Origin of the sequence: uncultured Neisseria sp. (genome assembly GCF_951230505.1) — a bacterium.
Lineage (GTDB): Bacteria > Pseudomonadota > Gammaproteobacteria > Burkholderiales > Neisseriaceae > Neisseria.
In genome coordinates this window covers 1-14,617 of record NZ_CATNVN010000039.1, presented here as the reverse complement: position 1 = coordinate 14,617, position 14,617 = coordinate 1, and the positions used below count along the sequence as shown (strand labels likewise).

Sequence of the window (14,617 nt, the reverse complement as noted above, 5' to 3'; positions counted from 1 at the left end):
GTCAGTGGATATAGATTATCAATAACCAAGTGATTTAATGCGATATTAAATTCTAATTAAATCAATGAAGTATGAAAATGATATTGTCTGGATTATTCATTTGAAAGCACTATTACGCTATTGAAGGCCGTCTGAAAAATCGGTCTCTTAAAAAATAAACAAACCCTTCCTACCATGACTCCCGAAAAGGAACACAATCATGACCGTCATCAAGCAAGAAGACTTTATCCAAAGTATTTTCGACGCTTTCCAATTCATCAGCTACTACCATCCTAAAGACTACATTCAAGCTTTGTACAAGGCTTACCAAAAAGAAGAGAACCCTGCCGCCAAAGATGCGATGGCACAGATTTTGGTCAATAGCCGTATGTGTGCCGAAGGCCATCGTCCGATTTGTCAGGATACCGGTATTGCGACCGTATTCTTGAAAGTGGGCATGGATGTACAGTGGGATGCCGAGATGAGCGTACAGGAAATGGTTAACGAAGGCGTACGCCGTGCATACACCTATCCTGACAACAAACTGCGTGCCTCCGTATTGGCCGACCCGGCTGGCAAACGTCAAAATACCAAAGACAACACGCCTGCCGTAGTACATATGGAAATCGTAAAAGGCGACAAAGTCGAAGTCACTTGCGCAGCCAAAGGCGGCGGTTCTGAAAACAAAACCAAAGTTGCCATGCTCAATCCTTCAGACAATATCGTTGATTGGGTATTGAAAACCGTTCCTCAAATGGGTGCCGGCTGGTGTCCTCCTGGTATCTTGGGTATCGGCATTGGCGGTACGCCTGAAAAAGCAGTATTGATGGCCAAAGAAAGCTTGATGAGCCATATCGATATTCAAGAGCTCAAAGAAAAAGCCGATTCAGGTGCAGAATTGTCTACTACCGAAGCCCTGCGCTTGGAACTCTACAAAAAAGTAAATGCCTTGGGCATCGGCGCACAAGGTTTGGGCGGTTTGAGCACCGTGCTGGATGTCAAAATCCTTGACTACCCAACCCACGCGGCTTCCAAACCGATTGCCATGATTCCAAACTGCGCAGCTACCCGACACATCGAATTTGAATTGGACGGCTCAGGCCCGGCCAAGCTGGAAGCCCCGTCTTTGGAAGACTGGCCGGATCTGACTTACAGCCCTGACAACGGCAAACGTGTCGATGTCAACAATCTGACCAAAGAAGAAGTGGCTACATGGAAAACCGGCGACGTGTTGTTGCTGAACGGTAAAATCCTGACCGGCCGCGATGCCGCACACAAACGTTTGGTTGATATGCTCAACAAAGGCGAAGAATTGCCGGTAGATTTCACCAACAAACTGATTTACTACGTTGGCCCGGTTGATCCAGTCCGTGACGAAGTTGTTGGCCCAGCCGGTCCGACTACTTCCACCCGTATGGATAAATTTACCCGTCAAATGCTGGAACAAACCGGCCTCTTGGGTATGATCGGTAAATCCGAGCGCGGCGCAGCAACTTGCCAAGCCATTGCCGATAACAAAGCCGTTTACCTGATGGCTGTCGGTGGCGCGGCATATCTGGTTGCCAAAGCCATTAAAGCGTCTAAAGTCTTGGCGTTCCCTGAATTGGGCATGGAAGCGATTTACGAATTTGAAGTCAAAGACATGCCTGTAACCGTTGCGGTGGATAGCAACGGCGAATCGGTTCATGCCATTGCACCAAAACAATGGCAGGCCAAAATCGGTATTATTCCGGTTGAAGCTTGATATTTGACTGAATAATCAAAGGCCGTCTGAATGATTTCAGACGGCCTTTTTTTACTTACAAATAATTCAAATGTTTTCAAACGAGTAAATTTCCTTTTCTAAAAAGCACTTGTCAAAATCAGCGTTTGAAACTAGAATTCACAGCTTATCGAGTCGGAGTGTGGCGCAGTCTGGTAGCGCACTTGCATGGGGTGCAAGGGGTCGAAGGTTCGAATCCTTTCACTCCGACCAAAGAATTTGAAAGAGCCGTTTTAAAAACGGCTCTTTTTTCGTTTGGATGATTTATCTGAATAATGTGTCCAAATAGATTTTAAAACTTAATACCAATGCCGTCTGAAACAAAACCTGCTTTCTCAAAAGCAGGTTTTGTTGTTTATAAAGCAGGCTATTCGGCACTATCTTTCAGCGTATCTTTATAAGTATAAAGATAAGATGCGCCAACAAAGGATGCGCCACCGACGACATTGCCCAGGAATACGGGAATCATGTTGAAGAAAAATTGCCCCCATGTGATGTTTGCGCCTGCCAAAATACCTGCTGGGATAACGAACATATTGGCGACAAGGTGTTGGAAGCCGTTTAATACGAAAATCATGACGGGGAACCAAATGGCCAGCATTCGTCCGGTTGTGTTTTTAGCGGCAAAGTTCAGCCATGCACCCATGCAGACCATCCAGTTACATGCAACCGCCGATACAAAAGCTCGACCGAAATCCATATGAACTTTTGCTTCCGCCACGGCAATGGTTTTTTCTGCCACGCTGCCTTCAATCATACCGACATAGTATCCAAGGAAAAAAGCCATTGCCAGCGTGCCTACCAAATTACCCGTGCAAACGATAACCCAGTTGCGTAGCAGCATTTTGGAGGAAATCCGTCCGGCCAATCTGCCTAAAGACATGATCATCATGTTGCTGGTTACCAGCTCGCCGCCGCCAAGTAGGATGCAAATCAAGGCAATTGGGAATACGGCGGCGCCGAGTAAAGTAGCAAAACCGCTCCATTCGTGCGGAATGCCGCTGACTACTTTCAAATAAGCAAGATATCCGAAGCCGATGTATCCGCCGGCTAAAACGCTCAAGATTGCCAGTGTGGGTATGCTGGATTGTGCTTTGGCGCAGCTTTTGTCGAGAACAACCTGTAAAATTTCCTGTGGGTATAAATCGCGCGAAGCCATGATGTTCCTTAAAGTGGGTTGAGGAGGAAACGTTGTTTTAAAGGTGGTACAAACTGTCGCGGTAGAGTAGTGTTATAGGGAGCCGGTGTACGGTCTTTGTCTTATCAATCAGCCTGAATTAAACCTAAAAAACAGATACTTCGCCTTGCTTTAGCTTAAAAGAAATATTATTACATTTTGCTTCTGTATTAAAAAAGGCCGTCTGAACGTTGAGGTTTCAGACGACCTTGTTTTGATTTTTTAAACTTACAAATGTGCCAGCTTTGCATTGCCTTCGCGAGGAATAGGGCGCGGATTGCCTTGTGAATCGATGGCGACGTAAGTGAACACGGCTTCGGTGACCAGTTGGCGGTCTTCCGTTACCATATCGTTCATCAAAGTCTTAACCCATACCTCGATTTTCAGTTGCAAAGAAGTATTGCCTACGCGGACACAATGACCGTAGCAGCACACGACGTTGCCGACCTTTACCGGTCTGATGAAATTCATTTCTTGAACGGCTACGGTTACAATTCGTCCCTGTGCGATTTCTGCCGCCAAAATACCGCCGCCTAGATCCATTTGCGACATAATCCAGCCGCCGAAGATATCCTGATTAGGGTTGGTATCGCGCGGCATGGCTACCGTACGCAATAAAAGTTGTCCTTCGGGTGCCGCATGTGTTTGTTTGTTGTCAGTCATAAATAATCCTGTCAAAAAAGTGCTATTTTACGCCATTTGTGGCGATAAACCTATGTAGGCCGTCTGAAAAATCAGCAGGTAAAGTGTTACAATCAACCTATTCATCAGACAAAGGAGAAAGCTCATGCATCCGATTCAAGAACCACGAAATAGCGGCCTTTTGCGCGTATCCGACATTCACGAAATCTACTGGGAAGAGTCAGGCAATCCTGATGGCCACCCCGTGATTTTCCTGCATGGCGGCCCCGGAGCAGGCGCATCACCGGCCTGTCGCGGCTTTTTCAACCCAGAGCATTTCCGCATCGTCATCATTGATCAACGCGGTTGCGGACGCTCTAAACCGTATGCCTGTATTGAAGACAACACCACATGGGATTTGGTTGCCGATATTGAAAAAGTACGTGAAATGCTCGGCATTCAAAAATGGCTGGTTTTCGGCGGCTCATGGGGCAGCACCTTGTCGCTGACTTATGCCGAAACCCATCCCGATCGCGTCAGCGGCTTAGTTTTGCGCGGTATTTTCCTGTGCAGGCCGTCTGAAATGGCATGGTTGAACGAAGCAGGTGGCGTAAGCCAAATTTATCCGGCTCAATGGCAAAAATTCATTGCCCCCGTAGCCGAAAACAAACGCCAAGCCCTAATTAAAGCCTACCATGAAATGCTGTTCAGCGAAGATGAAGCTACGCGCCTCAAAGCAGCTAAATCATGGGCAGATTGGGAAAGCTACCTTATTCGGTTTGAACCAAAAGACGTGGATGAAGACCCGCAAGCCTCCCTTGCCATCGCAAGAATGGAAAACCATTATTTCGTGAACGAAGGCTGGTTGCAGGGCGATAAAGCCATCTTGGCAAACATCGACAAAATCCGCCATATCCCAACCATCATCGTCCAAGGCCGCTACGATCTGTGCACCCCGATGCAAAGCGCGTGGGAACTCTCGCAAGCCTTCCCTGAAGCAGAATTGAGAATCGTCCAAGCAGGCCACTCTTCTTTTGATCCTTCGCTTTCCGAGGCTTTAGTGAAAGCGGTGGAGGATATTAGAAGCAAGTTATAAAGGTTAAACAATAATAATGCCGTCTGAAAGAGTTTCAGACGGCATTTCTTTAGTCAGGATAAATGTAATTTAAATATATTTAAGAAATTATATTGCAGTTGAATATTTGCAAGTATATGATTGGTGGTAAGTTACAGTAATAGTATTGTATGCCATGAAATTTACTTTTATAGCACATGTTCGGAAAACTGATAAGTGTCCTCAATCTGTTCAAACCCATTTAGTAGAAACGTCAGAACTTGCAAAAATATTTGCTCGAAAACTAAATTTAGAACCAGTGGGCGAGTTACTCGGACTCATGCACGATTTCGGTAAATATTCCCGCAAATTCCAAAAATATATCCATGATGAAACAGGTTTGTTTAATCCTGATTTGGATGATGAAGAAAGTACACCGAACAGCAGTAAAGTGGATCATTCCACCGCCGGTGCGCAATGGGTTTACCACGAATTGAGAAAGTTTGGCACGGAACAGGGCATCGGCGAATTGTTCGGACAAATGCTGGGTTTATGCATAGCATCACACCACGGCGAAGGCTTGATTGACTGTTTGGATGGAGAGGGTAATCCGAAATGGATTGAGCGGTTTAATAAAACTGATGAACTGACGCATCTGGCAGAATGTGAGCAAAATGCCGATGAAGTTGTTCAGAAAAAAGCACATGAATTGGCAGGAGAAAACCTGATTCGCAGCCTGCTCAAAGCAGTAAAACCGATACTTTCCGACTCAACGACCAATGACAAAATTAAAGAATTCTATCTCGGCTGCCTGACCCGCTTTTTATTCAGCTGCCTGATTGATGCCGACCGTATCAACAGTTCGGATTTTGAACGGGAAGCGCAAAAAGAAGTCCGCCGCTTGACGGAAAAACCTGATTGGCAAATGGCGATTGATCAAGTGGAAGCCAAATTAGCAGGTTTTCAAAACCGTTATCCTATTGACGAAATCCGCCGTCGAATTTCCAGCGACTGTCTAAAAAGAGCGGTCGATTCTCAAGGTATTTATACACTCACAGTGCCGACCGGCGGAGGTAAAACATTGGCCAGTCTGCGCTATGCCCTTCATCATGCGCAAAAGCACAATCTCGATCGCATCATCTACATCATTCCCTATACTTCCATCATCGATCAAAACGCCCAAGCCGTACGCGAAATTCTTGGCGAAGATTGGGTACTGGAACATCATTCTAATCTAGAACCCGAAAAGCAAAGCTGGCAGGACAAACTGCTGTCCGAAAACTGGGATAAACCCATTGTCTTCACCACGATGGTGCAGTTTCTAGACGCATGGTTCGGCGGCGGCACGCGCGGCGCACGCCATATCCATCCGATGACAAATGCGGTGCTGATTTTTGACGAAATCCAAACACTGCCCGTGAAATGCGTGCATTTATTTTGCAACGTATTGAATTGGCTGACGACATTTGGCAAAAGCACGGCGGTTTTGTGTACGGCGACGCAGCCTCTGCTCGGTGAATCGGGTTTGCGGAATTTCCCTGAAGATAAAAGGGAAAGCATTGCTTCACGCGGTTTATTAAGGCTGTCAGAAGATGCTGAAATCATGGGTAAACATCAGGATTTGGATAAATTATTTGATGAGTTATCCCGAGTAGAAATCCAATTTAACGAAAAAGTGGGAGGCTGGAATGTAGAAGAAGCAGGCACATTTTTGCTGAAACAGTTTCAGACGACCCAAAGCTGTCTATTTATTGTCAATACAAAAAAATGGGCGCAAGAGCTTTATCAATATTGCAAGGCGCAAAACGTACCGTCTGAAGCCTTATTCCATCTCAGCACCAACCAATGCGCGGCGCACCGAAAAGCGATTTTTGACACCATCAAAGCTCGTCTGGAAAACAAACAACCCGTTGTTTGCATCAGTACCCAACTCATTGAAGCAGGTGTGGATATTTCTATGGCTTGTGTGATTCGCACTTTAGGCGGGTTGGACAGCATCGCCCAAGCGGCAGGACGTTGTAACCGGCATGGGGAGAAAGAAGGTAAAGGGCAGGTTTATGTATTGAATCTGCAAGAAACTGATTTCACTCGATTCTTGCCTGATATTCAGGCAGGCAAAACCTATGCCGAACGTGTGTTTCACGATTTTGCCGGACAGGATATTTTGCAGCCAGAAGCAATGAAGCGCTATTTTGAATACTATTTTTACCAGCGCAGCGATGAAATGTCATATTCCGTCAAAAACAGCACAACAGGTTCACTGCTGGATTGGTTGAGCGATAACGCACTGAATCCTTATGGCGAAAAAAACAATAAAAGAAGCAAACTGTTGCCACTGTTGATGCAATCCTTCAAAAGTGCAGGGCGCGTTTTCCAAGCCATAGACGCACCGACACAGGCCGTGATTGTGCCGTATGGCGAAGGTGCGGAACTCATTGCCAAACTCTGTGGCGAATGGGATCCGAAAGAAATGCACCGCACTTTGCAAAAAGCTCAGCGTTACAGCGTGAACGTTTTCCCCAACGTTTGGGATAAATTGCAAAAAGAAAACGCCCTGTATGAAACCATTGAAGGTTCGGGCATTTATTATCTGAATGAACGCTATTACAACGATGAATTCGGTTTGTCTTTGGATGAAACAAGCGAAATGACTTTTTACGACTTATAGGAGCAATATGGACAGCAAAATCAGTTTCCGCGTATGGGGGCGGCAAGCCTTGTTTACCGACCCCGTTACCAAAATCGGCGGCGAAAAATTCAGCTACCAAGTACCGACATACGAAGCTATTAAAGGCATTGTCAAAAGCATTTATTGGAAGCCAACGTTGATTTGGCGTATCGACCGCATCCGCGTGATGAAACCCATCCGCACCCAAAGCAAATCCACCAAGCCGCTGGATTGGAACGGCAGCAACACTTTGGCGATTTACACCTTTTTGCAGGACGTGGAATACCAAGTGGAAGCCCATTTTGAATGGAATGAGCATTGGGAAGAGTTGGCAGGCGACCGCAATTTCGGCAAACATATCGCCATTGCCAAAAGAATGTTGGAACGTGGCGGGCGGCAGGATATTTTTCTCGGCACGCGCGATTGCCAAGGCTATGTCGAGCCGTGCACTTTCGGCGAAGGCGAAGGGTTTTACGATGAAATCGATAATTTGGATTTTGGCCTGATGTTCCATAGTTTTGGCTATCCCGAAGAAACCGGAAAGCCCGAATTGGTCAGCCGTTTTTGGATGGCGAATATGCAAAACGGTGTGATTGAGTTTCCAAGTGTCAACGATACAGAAGGCCGTCTGAAAACTCGATTTATCCGCAAAATGCAGCCTGAAAAACCGTTCAAGCGCGGCGAAAACGTCAAGCCTGTGGAAGACGAAGCCAAGGAGATAGAATTATGAGCTGGATGCAGAAACTTTATCGGACGTATAACGAAATTGAGAAGAATCCAAACTTATCGGATTCGGAAAAAGAAAAACTAGCACCATTATGGCACAGCCCGCAAACTGCCCATATTCAAATTACTTTGGATGGAGATGGAAAGTTTCTTGGAGCTAGGGTTTTAACTGATAAACCGATTATCATGTTGCCTGTAACTGAAAGCTCGGAAGGGCGGACAAGCGGTTTGGCCCCTCATGCATTGGCGGATAGCTTGCAATATATCGCAAAAGATTTGGGACTGACTTATCAGAAAGAAGTCATTACGGAAACCGAAGGAAAAAATGGTAAAAAGAAAAAAACGAAAACCAAGCAAGAAGATTTGATTTTCAATTTATATGCAGACCAATTAGATAAATGGTGTGTGACGATAGATAACAAAAAGGTATTGGCAATACAAAAATATGTTCACAAGGGGACGGTATTAGCCGATTTGGTAAAAGAAAAAGTTATTCCCGTAGATGATAACGGCGAGTTGCTGACAAATTGGATTGAAAGGGAAAACAAAGATAAGCAAAAACCTGAATTGTTTAATGTTTTGACTAAGGAGCAAGGGAAATTTGAAATCCGAAAAGCTCTTGTTGTTTGGTCAGTGCAAATACCCGGTGATTTTGTTCCTGAAACTTGGAAGGATAAGGAAGTTCAGCAAAGTTGGGGAAATTATTACCAACAGACTTTAAAAAGCCAATTCTGCACAGTAACGGGAGATGAACAGAAAATTCGCGAAAGTCATCCTGCAAAATTACTTTATTCGGGCGACAAAGCAAAATTGATTTCTTCCAATGATAAGGAAGGATTTACCTACCTAGGTCGATTTGAAGAAGCTAATCAAGCGACAACAATTTCGGCTGAAGTATCGCATAAGGCTCATGCTGCGCTTAGATGGTTGATCGATAGGCAAACTACTGCACGAAATAATGAACAAGTTACCATTGCATGGGCAATTAGCTGTAACCCCGTCCCGTCACCGATGAAAGATATTTCCAGTGAAATTAATTGGGATAATCTGGACATCAGTGCGGTCGAAAATCCTGATGAATTTTCATCACAAACATCATCTGAACAGCCGTCCCCCGATTGGTCTGTAAATATCGGGCGTGCTGCTGCGCAAATCATCAAAAAGAAACTGCATGGCTATCAGGCGGAATTGAAAGCCCACGAACAAATCTCCCTGATTATGCTCGATTCCGCCACGCCTGGGCGCATGGCATTAACTTATTACCAAGAGTTTCTGCCTGCCGACTATTTCGCCAATTTAGATGCATGGATTGACGATTTTTCTTGGTATCAGCGTTACAGCATTGAAGTCCCAAACGGCAAGAAAACCGACAAGCGTACCCAATGGCGCTTCGTCCCGCCATCGCCTTACAGCATTGCCGAAACCGTGTACGGCAAATCTCTGTCCGACACGCTTAAAAAACAGCTTTATGCCCGACTTCTTCCTGTTATCGCAGGCGGAACATCCGTGCTGATTCCCGAAGATTTGGTACGTCAAAGTTTTCAGGCGGCCTGCAATCCTAATGGCTGCGAAAACTGGGAATGGCAAAGAAACATCGGCGTTGCCTGTGCCCTATACAAAGGCTGGCGCGCTCGTCATCACGATTTATCACAACGGAGAACTTACCCTATGAGTTTGGATACCCAAAACCGCTCACGCGATTATTTGTATGGCCGATTAATTGCACAGGCAGAAAGCATGGAGTGGTATGCCTTATATCTACAAAATGGCAAAAAAACACCTACTCGTGCGACTAATGCAGAACGTTATTTCCAACAGTTTGCACAAAGGCCATACAGCACATGGCGAAACCTTGCAAGTGAGAAATTGGTGCCATATCAAAATTATCTAACTAGTCAAGGAAAAGATTTCTATAAGCAGGCTATTGGTGAAATTATGGAGCTTTTCCAAAGGGATGATTATGTTTGTGATGACAAATTAAGTGGCGAATTTCTCTTAGGCTATCATTGCCAAAAAATGGAAAATGCCCGCGAAATTGCCAAACGTAAAGCAGCTAAAGCTAGCAAAGCTAAACCAACAGAAACCAATTAATCTTTTTATGGAGAATGAAAAATGTCTTTAACCAAAAAAATTGACTTCGCCTTAATTCTGAAAGTCACCAACGCCAACCCTAACGGCGACCCCTTAAACGGCAACCGCCCGCGTGCCGATTTCCAAGGATTTGGTGAAATGACCGACGTGTGCCTGAAACGCAAAATCCGCGACCGCCTGCAAGACAGTGGCGAGAGCATTTTTGTACAATCGGATGAAAAGAAAACCGACGGCATGACCAGCTTGGCCAATCGCGCCAAAGACAAAGATGTCGGCTTGGGTGCGGATGCCTTTAACGCTAAAAAAGCCAACAAAGACGATACCGCCAAAAAAGCCTGCGAAAAATGGCTGGATGTGCGCAGTTTCGGACAGGTTTTCGCATTCAGCGGTGATGGCAGCAGTGGCATATCCATCGCTGTGCGCGGCCCCGTTACTATTCAATCCGCATTTAGCATTGAGCCGATTAACATCACCAGCACCCAAATCACTAAAAGCGTCAGCGGCGAAGGCGATGGCACGAAAAAAAGCTCCGACACCATGGGCATGAAACACCGCATCGATCACGGTGTGTACGTTGCCTTTGGCGCAATGTCACCACAACTTGCCGAGCGCACCGGCTTTTCAGACGGCGATGCCGAAAAAATCAAAGCCGTACTGACCAAACTCTTTGAAGGCGACGCATCATCCGCCCGCCCCGAAGGCAGCATGCAGGTGTTGAAACTTATCTGGTGGGAACACAACAGCAAAGCAGGGCAATATTCTTCTGCCAAAGTGCACGGTAGCCTAAAAGTGAATGCAGATGGCAGCTATGAACTGGAAAACCTTGATGGTTTAACTCCGCAGGAAATTGACGGCTTCTAAAACATTCAAAAAAATGATCGCACTTTCAACCGAAAGCCAAAGGGAAAATCAGGACATGCGCCTGATTCCCCTTTCCGCCCTGCAACACTACGCCTTCTGCCCGCGCCAATGCGCGTTGATTCATAACGAGCAGGCGTGGGCGGAGAACTATTTGACCGCGCAGGGCAAGGCGCTGCATGAACGGGTGGATTCGGGCGAGCCGGAAACGCGCAAGGGTGTGCGCTTTGAGCGGACGGTGCATGTGTCGGCGGAGAAACTGGGCATCAGTGGCGTGCTGGATTTGGTAGAAGTAGAAACGAAAACAGGCCGTCTGAAACCTGTGGAATACAAACGCGGCAAGCCTAAACCTGGCCCGATGGACGAAATCCAGCTTTGCGCCCAAGGCTTGTGCTTGGAAGAAATGACGGGGCAAACCGTCTCTGAGGGCGCGCTGTGGTATATGCAAACCCGCCACCGCGTCCCCGTCGTGTTTTCAGACGACCTGCGCGCCCAAACACTCGCCACCATCGCTGCCGTCCGCGAACTTCTAAACAGCGGCAAAACCCCACTGCCCGACTACGGCAAACGCTGCAAAGCCTGCTCGCTGGTGGAGATTTGCCAGCCGGAATTATTGGGGAAACGGGATAGGAGTGTGGGGTATGTGGTTGGGTTGTTTTGGGAAATTTAAATATAGAGGTAATAAACATGGATTTTATGAAAATTATAAATAGAGCAATAGTTAAGTTTTCCAAAACTAAAACTGTTTATTTTTTAGATAGAAATATCATTTCTATAATTAAAGATGCGAATGTAGGGAAAACAATAGATGATCAAAATAAAAAAGATATTTTAAGTCATTTATACAAAATTGATTCTATTAACTCTATTATTACTCCAATGTTCTCTTTATTTGAAGGGCAGTATGGACGTATAGAGTATGATAATGAAGTTATTGATACCGTAGATAAGGAGTTGAATGTATTAAAAAACTTTTTTAAAAAGGCTAAAGTAGATGATTCATTTATAAGTAATTTTGAATTATTTGAGCAAGCTAAAGTTAGTATTGAATATAAAAAGAATGTTGAAGATAAAATAAGCTTTTTAGAAGACATTAATGACTATTTGTATCAGCCTCTATCTTCAGATAGGAAGTCCAATGCAATAGAGAAAATCTTGCACATTCAAGGGGAAAAATATGGTGCTTGTTTTGATAAGCTCAACCCAGTTGTTGTTGCAAGTTTGTGTTGTGTTTATGGAAATGATATTTGCAAAAAAATACTAAAACCTAAAAAGGAAGTAGAGAAGACAAATTACTATAATGCAGTGCTGGATTTTCAGCACTTTACTTTTTTTACTATGCTTGTTGGTCAAATAGAGGGTAAATATAGTAAACAACATAATGCAAATATTCATTGCAAATTTCTATCTGGTGATAAATTCTTAAACGAATTTTTTAACTGGTACAAGGTTAATGAATCATCCAGTTTTTTAGGTAATGGAGAATTCAAAATAAATGCAAAACTTAGTGACAAGGGTATTAGAAATATACCTATAGAATTAAAAGATTTTTTTGGTATTGATATATCAAGCGTAGATGACCAGAATAATTCGTAAAACTAAAAGGCAGACGTAGGTCGGATACTTGTATTTGACAACTATTTGATATTTATGAACTTTAAAATCATTGCTGTAATTTTGAAAATATTTGATTCAAGAATCAGAGCTACCATTTTTCAGGTGGTTCAACCCTGTTAAACACTCAAAAAAGTGCGGTCAAAACCCAAGGAGTTTCCCCCCATGCGCAAACTGCAAAACACGCTCTATATCACCACTCAAGGCAGCTATCTGCATAAGGAGCGGGAGACACTGGTGGTGGAGCAGGAGCGTAAGAAAGTGGCGCAACTGCCGGTGCATTCCATCGGGCATATTTTCTGTTTTGGGAATGTCCTGGTGTCACCGTTTTTGCTGGGTTTTTGCGGCGAAAATAATGTAAATTTGGCGTTTTTTACCGAAAACGGACGTTTCTTGGGACGGCTTCAGGGACGGCAGAGCGGCAATGTGCTGTTGCGTCGGGCGCAGTATCGGGTGTCAGAGCAAAATCCCGTGCCGATTGCGCGCAATATCATTGCGGCAAAGATTCAGGCGAGTAAACGGGTGCTTCAGCGGCAGATTCGCAATTATGGCGAGAATGAGGCGATTCAAAGTACGGTCGATTCTTTGAATATTTCGCTGCGGCAGTTGAAGGGCGCGGCGGAGCTGGACGTGGTGCGTGGTATTGAGGGCGACGCAGCAGCGCGTTATTTCGGCGTATTCGGGAAGCTTTTGAGCGAAAAAAGCGGCTTTACTTTTGACGGGCGCAACCGCCGTCCGCCCAGAGACGGGTTGAATGCGCTGTTGTCGTTTGTGTACAGTATTTTGGGCAAGGACATCAGCGGCGCGCTGCAAGGCGTGGGGCTGGATCCGCAGGTAGGCTTTCTGCATGCCGATCGACCGGGGCGCGACAGTTTGGCGCAAGATATTTTGGAAGAATTCCGCGCGTGGTGGGCGGACAGGTTGGTGTTGTCGCTGATTAACCGGGGGCAAATCAAACCGCAGGATTTTATTACCGAGGCAAGCGGCGCGGTGAGCTTAAAAGCCGATGCGCGTAAGCTGTTGTTTCAAGCCTTGCAGGCGAAAAAGCAGGAGAAAATCGTGCATCCATTTTTAGGCGAAGAAGTGGAAATCGGGCTACTGCCGTATATTCAGGCCATGCTGTTGGCGCGGCATTTGCGTGGGGATTTGGCGGAATATCCGCCGTTTTTAATGAGATAGGTTTGCAGGCCGTCTGAAAACGGACCGGATATTTTCAGACGGCCTTTAAAGCAGCCTGTATATGGGAATACAAAATGCTAATGCTGATTACTTACGATATTTCGCTGGAAGACGCGGACGGACAGGCAAGGCTACGGCGCGTGGCGAAATTGTGTTTGGACTACGGCGTGCGCGTGCAATATTCGGTATTCGAATGCGACATCGCACCCGATCAGTGGGTTGTTTTAAAAGATAAACTCTTGAAAACCTACAACCCTGAAACCGACAGCCTGCGCTTTTATCATCTGGGCAGCAAATGGCGGCGCAAAGTGGAACACCACGGTGCGAAGCCGACGGTAGATGTGTTTAAGGATGTGTTGATTGTGTGAATCGCCAACCTGCGGTTCTCATGAAAGTGCAGCAGGGTTGGCGAACTGGGATTGTTCTTTAACAATCAGTATATTGCGAATGCGGGCGTAACGGAAAAGGCTGTGTTATACTCGCGTTCGCGCTTTTCTTGGGAGCTTAGCGAAATCGGGGCTGCGAAACCTGATGGAACAAGGCTTTTAAGAGAGGCTCCAGCCGCCTTCGGGCGGCTGTGTGTTGAAACACGTTTAAAGAAAAATCGGTTGTAGGTTTCGCGCCCCCAGCCGCCTTCGGGCGGCTGTGTGTTGAAACTGTAGTAGTGATTGACGAAGCGCAAAATATTTTCCCAGCCGCCTTCGGGCGGCTGTGTGTTGAAACGGTAATGGTGATGGTGAGCCAGATTGGGGCGGTCCCAGCCGCCTTCGGGCGGCTGTGTGTTGAAACGGCGTATATAAATCAGCCGAAGAACACACCAAAACCAGCCGCCTTCGGGCGGCTGTGTGTTGAAACTTGATGACCCAAGTTTCACCAACGATTGACAAA

The 14,617-nt window shown here is 45.8% G+C and carries 12 protein-coding genes, 1 tRNA gene and 1 CRISPR repeat array; of the genes, 11 read left to right on the top strand and 2 right to left on the bottom strand.

All coding sequences use genetic code 11. The features are described from left to right. Positions 1-199 precede the first annotated feature (199 nt). Complete coding sequence (locus Q1M25_RS04145; RefSeq protein WP_003746217.1) at positions 200-1,723, top strand: fumarate hydratase; 1,524 nt, start codon at positions 200-202, stop codon at positions 1,721-1,723. Positions 1,724-1,877: 154 nt separating this feature from the next. Continuing rightward, positions 1,878-1,954 (top strand) — tRNA-Pro (locus Q1M25_RS04140). 154 nt (positions 1,955-2,108) lie between these two features. Here Q1M25_RS04140 and Q1M25_RS04135 read toward each other — a convergent pair. Together Q1M25_RS04135 and yciA are read right to left on the bottom strand one after the other, a co-directional pair. Next, positions 2,109-2,900, bottom strand: a complete 792-nt coding sequence (locus Q1M25_RS04135) for a formate/nitrite transporter family protein (RefSeq protein WP_300482076.1) — start codon at positions 2,898-2,900, stop codon at positions 2,109-2,111. Between the two features lie 246 nt (positions 2,901-3,146). Then, entirely contained in the window at positions 3,147-3,581 is a 435-nt protein-coding gene (yciA, locus tag Q1M25_RS04130) for an acyl-CoA thioester hydrolase YciA (RefSeq protein ID WP_070826848.1), read from the bottom strand. Positions 3,582-3,705: 124 nt separating this feature from the next. Between yciA and pip the strand changes: the two genes are divergently transcribed. The 9 genes from pip (at position 3,706) to cas2 (ending at position 14,097) form a co-directional block, all read left to right on the top strand. After that, entirely contained in the window at positions 3,706-4,635 is a 930-nt protein-coding gene (pip, locus tag Q1M25_RS04125; RefSeq protein ID WP_004520759.1) for a prolyl aminopeptidase, read from the top strand. 154 nt (positions 4,636-4,789) lie between these two features. Further along, positions 4,790-7,261, top strand: a complete 2,472-nt coding sequence (gene cas3, locus Q1M25_RS04120; RefSeq protein ID WP_300482074.1) for a CRISPR-associated helicase Cas3' — start codon at positions 4,790-4,792, stop codon at positions 7,259-7,261. A gap of 7 nt (positions 7,262-7,268) precedes the next feature. Beyond that, positions 7,269-7,991, top strand: a complete 723-nt coding sequence (gene cas5c / locus Q1M25_RS04115; RefSeq protein WP_107723433.1) for a type I-C CRISPR-associated protein Cas5c — start codon at positions 7,269-7,271, stop codon at positions 7,989-7,991. After that, on the top strand, positions 7,988-10,078 hold the full coding sequence (cas8c, locus tag Q1M25_RS04110; RefSeq protein ID WP_107723432.1) for a type I-C CRISPR-associated protein Cas8c/Csd1: 2,091 nt from the start codon (positions 7,988-7,990) through the stop codon (positions 10,076-10,078). The genes cas5c and cas8c overlap by 4 nt, the downstream gene beginning before the upstream one ends. Positions 10,079-10,099: 21 nt before the next feature. Beyond that, a complete protein-coding gene (cas7c, locus tag Q1M25_RS04105; RefSeq protein ID WP_300482072.1) occupies positions 10,100-10,939 on the top strand; it encodes a type I-C CRISPR-associated protein Cas7/Csd2 in 840 nt (279 codons plus the stop codon). A gap of 13 nt (positions 10,940-10,952) precedes the next feature. Further along, positions 10,953-11,606 carry a CRISPR-associated protein Cas4 gene (gene cas4 / locus Q1M25_RS04100; RefSeq protein ID WP_300482070.1) on the top strand — a complete coding sequence of 218 codons (654 nt, stop codon included), beginning with the start codon at positions 10,953-10,955 and terminating at the stop codon, positions 11,604-11,606. Positions 11,607-11,623: 17 nt separating this feature from the next. Continuing rightward, complete coding sequence (locus Q1M25_RS04095; RefSeq protein WP_300482069.1) at positions 11,624-12,532, top strand: hypothetical protein; 909 nt, start codon at positions 11,624-11,626, stop codon at positions 12,530-12,532. Between the two features lie 183 nt (positions 12,533-12,715). Continuing rightward, positions 12,716-13,729 (top strand): type I-C CRISPR-associated endonuclease Cas1c, encoded by a 1,014-nt coding sequence (gene cas1c, locus Q1M25_RS04090; RefSeq protein WP_150537927.1) that lies wholly within the window; start codon positions 12,716-12,718, stop codon positions 13,727-13,729. Between the two features lie 74 nt (positions 13,730-13,803). Beyond that, complete coding sequence (gene cas2, locus Q1M25_RS04085) at positions 13,804-14,097, top strand: CRISPR-associated endonuclease Cas2 (RefSeq protein ID WP_150537928.1); 294 nt, start codon at positions 13,804-13,806, stop codon at positions 14,095-14,097. A 189-nt stretch (positions 14,098-14,286) separates the two neighbouring features. Further along, positions 14,287-14,584: direct repeats of the CRISPR family, unit length 32 nt; unit sequence CCAGCCGCCTTCGGGCGGCTGTGTGTTGAAAC. Positions 14,585-14,617: the final 33 nt, after the last annotated feature.

Coding starts and splice junctions, on each gene's coding strand:
- Q1M25_RS04145 (WP_003746217.1), top strand. CDS start 200: ATGACCGTCATCAAGCAAGAAGACTTTATCCAAAGTATTTTCGACGCT.
- Q1M25_RS04135 (WP_300482076.1), bottom strand. CDS start 2,900: ATGGCTTCGCGCGATTTATACCCACAGGAAATTTTACAGGTTGTTCTC.
- yciA (WP_070826848.1), bottom strand. CDS start 3,581: ATGACTGACAACAAACAAACACATGCGGCACCCGAAGGACAACTTTTA.
- pip (WP_004520759.1), top strand. CDS start 3,706: ATGCATCCGATTCAAGAACCACGAAATAGCGGCCTTTTGCGCGTATCC.
- cas3 (WP_300482074.1), top strand. CDS start 4,790: ATGAAATTTACTTTTATAGCACATGTTCGGAAAACTGATAAGTGTCCT.
- cas5c (WP_107723433.1), top strand. CDS start 7,269: ATGGACAGCAAAATCAGTTTCCGCGTATGGGGGCGGCAAGCCTTGTTT.
- cas8c (WP_107723432.1), top strand. CDS start 7,988: ATGAGCTGGATGCAGAAACTTTATCGGACGTATAACGAAATTGAGAAG.
- cas7c (WP_300482072.1), top strand. CDS start 10,100: ATGTCTTTAACCAAAAAAATTGACTTCGCCTTAATTCTGAAAGTCACC.
- cas4 (WP_300482070.1), top strand. CDS start 10,953: ATGATCGCACTTTCAACCGAAAGCCAAAGGGAAAATCAGGACATGCGC.
- Q1M25_RS04095 (WP_300482069.1), top strand. CDS start 11,624: ATGGATTTTATGAAAATTATAAATAGAGCAATAGTTAAGTTTTCCAAA.
- cas1c (WP_150537927.1), top strand. CDS start 12,716: ATGCGCAAACTGCAAAACACGCTCTATATCACCACTCAAGGCAGCTAT.
- cas2 (WP_150537928.1), top strand. CDS start 13,804: ATGCTAATGCTGATTACTTACGATATTTCGCTGGAAGACGCGGACGGA.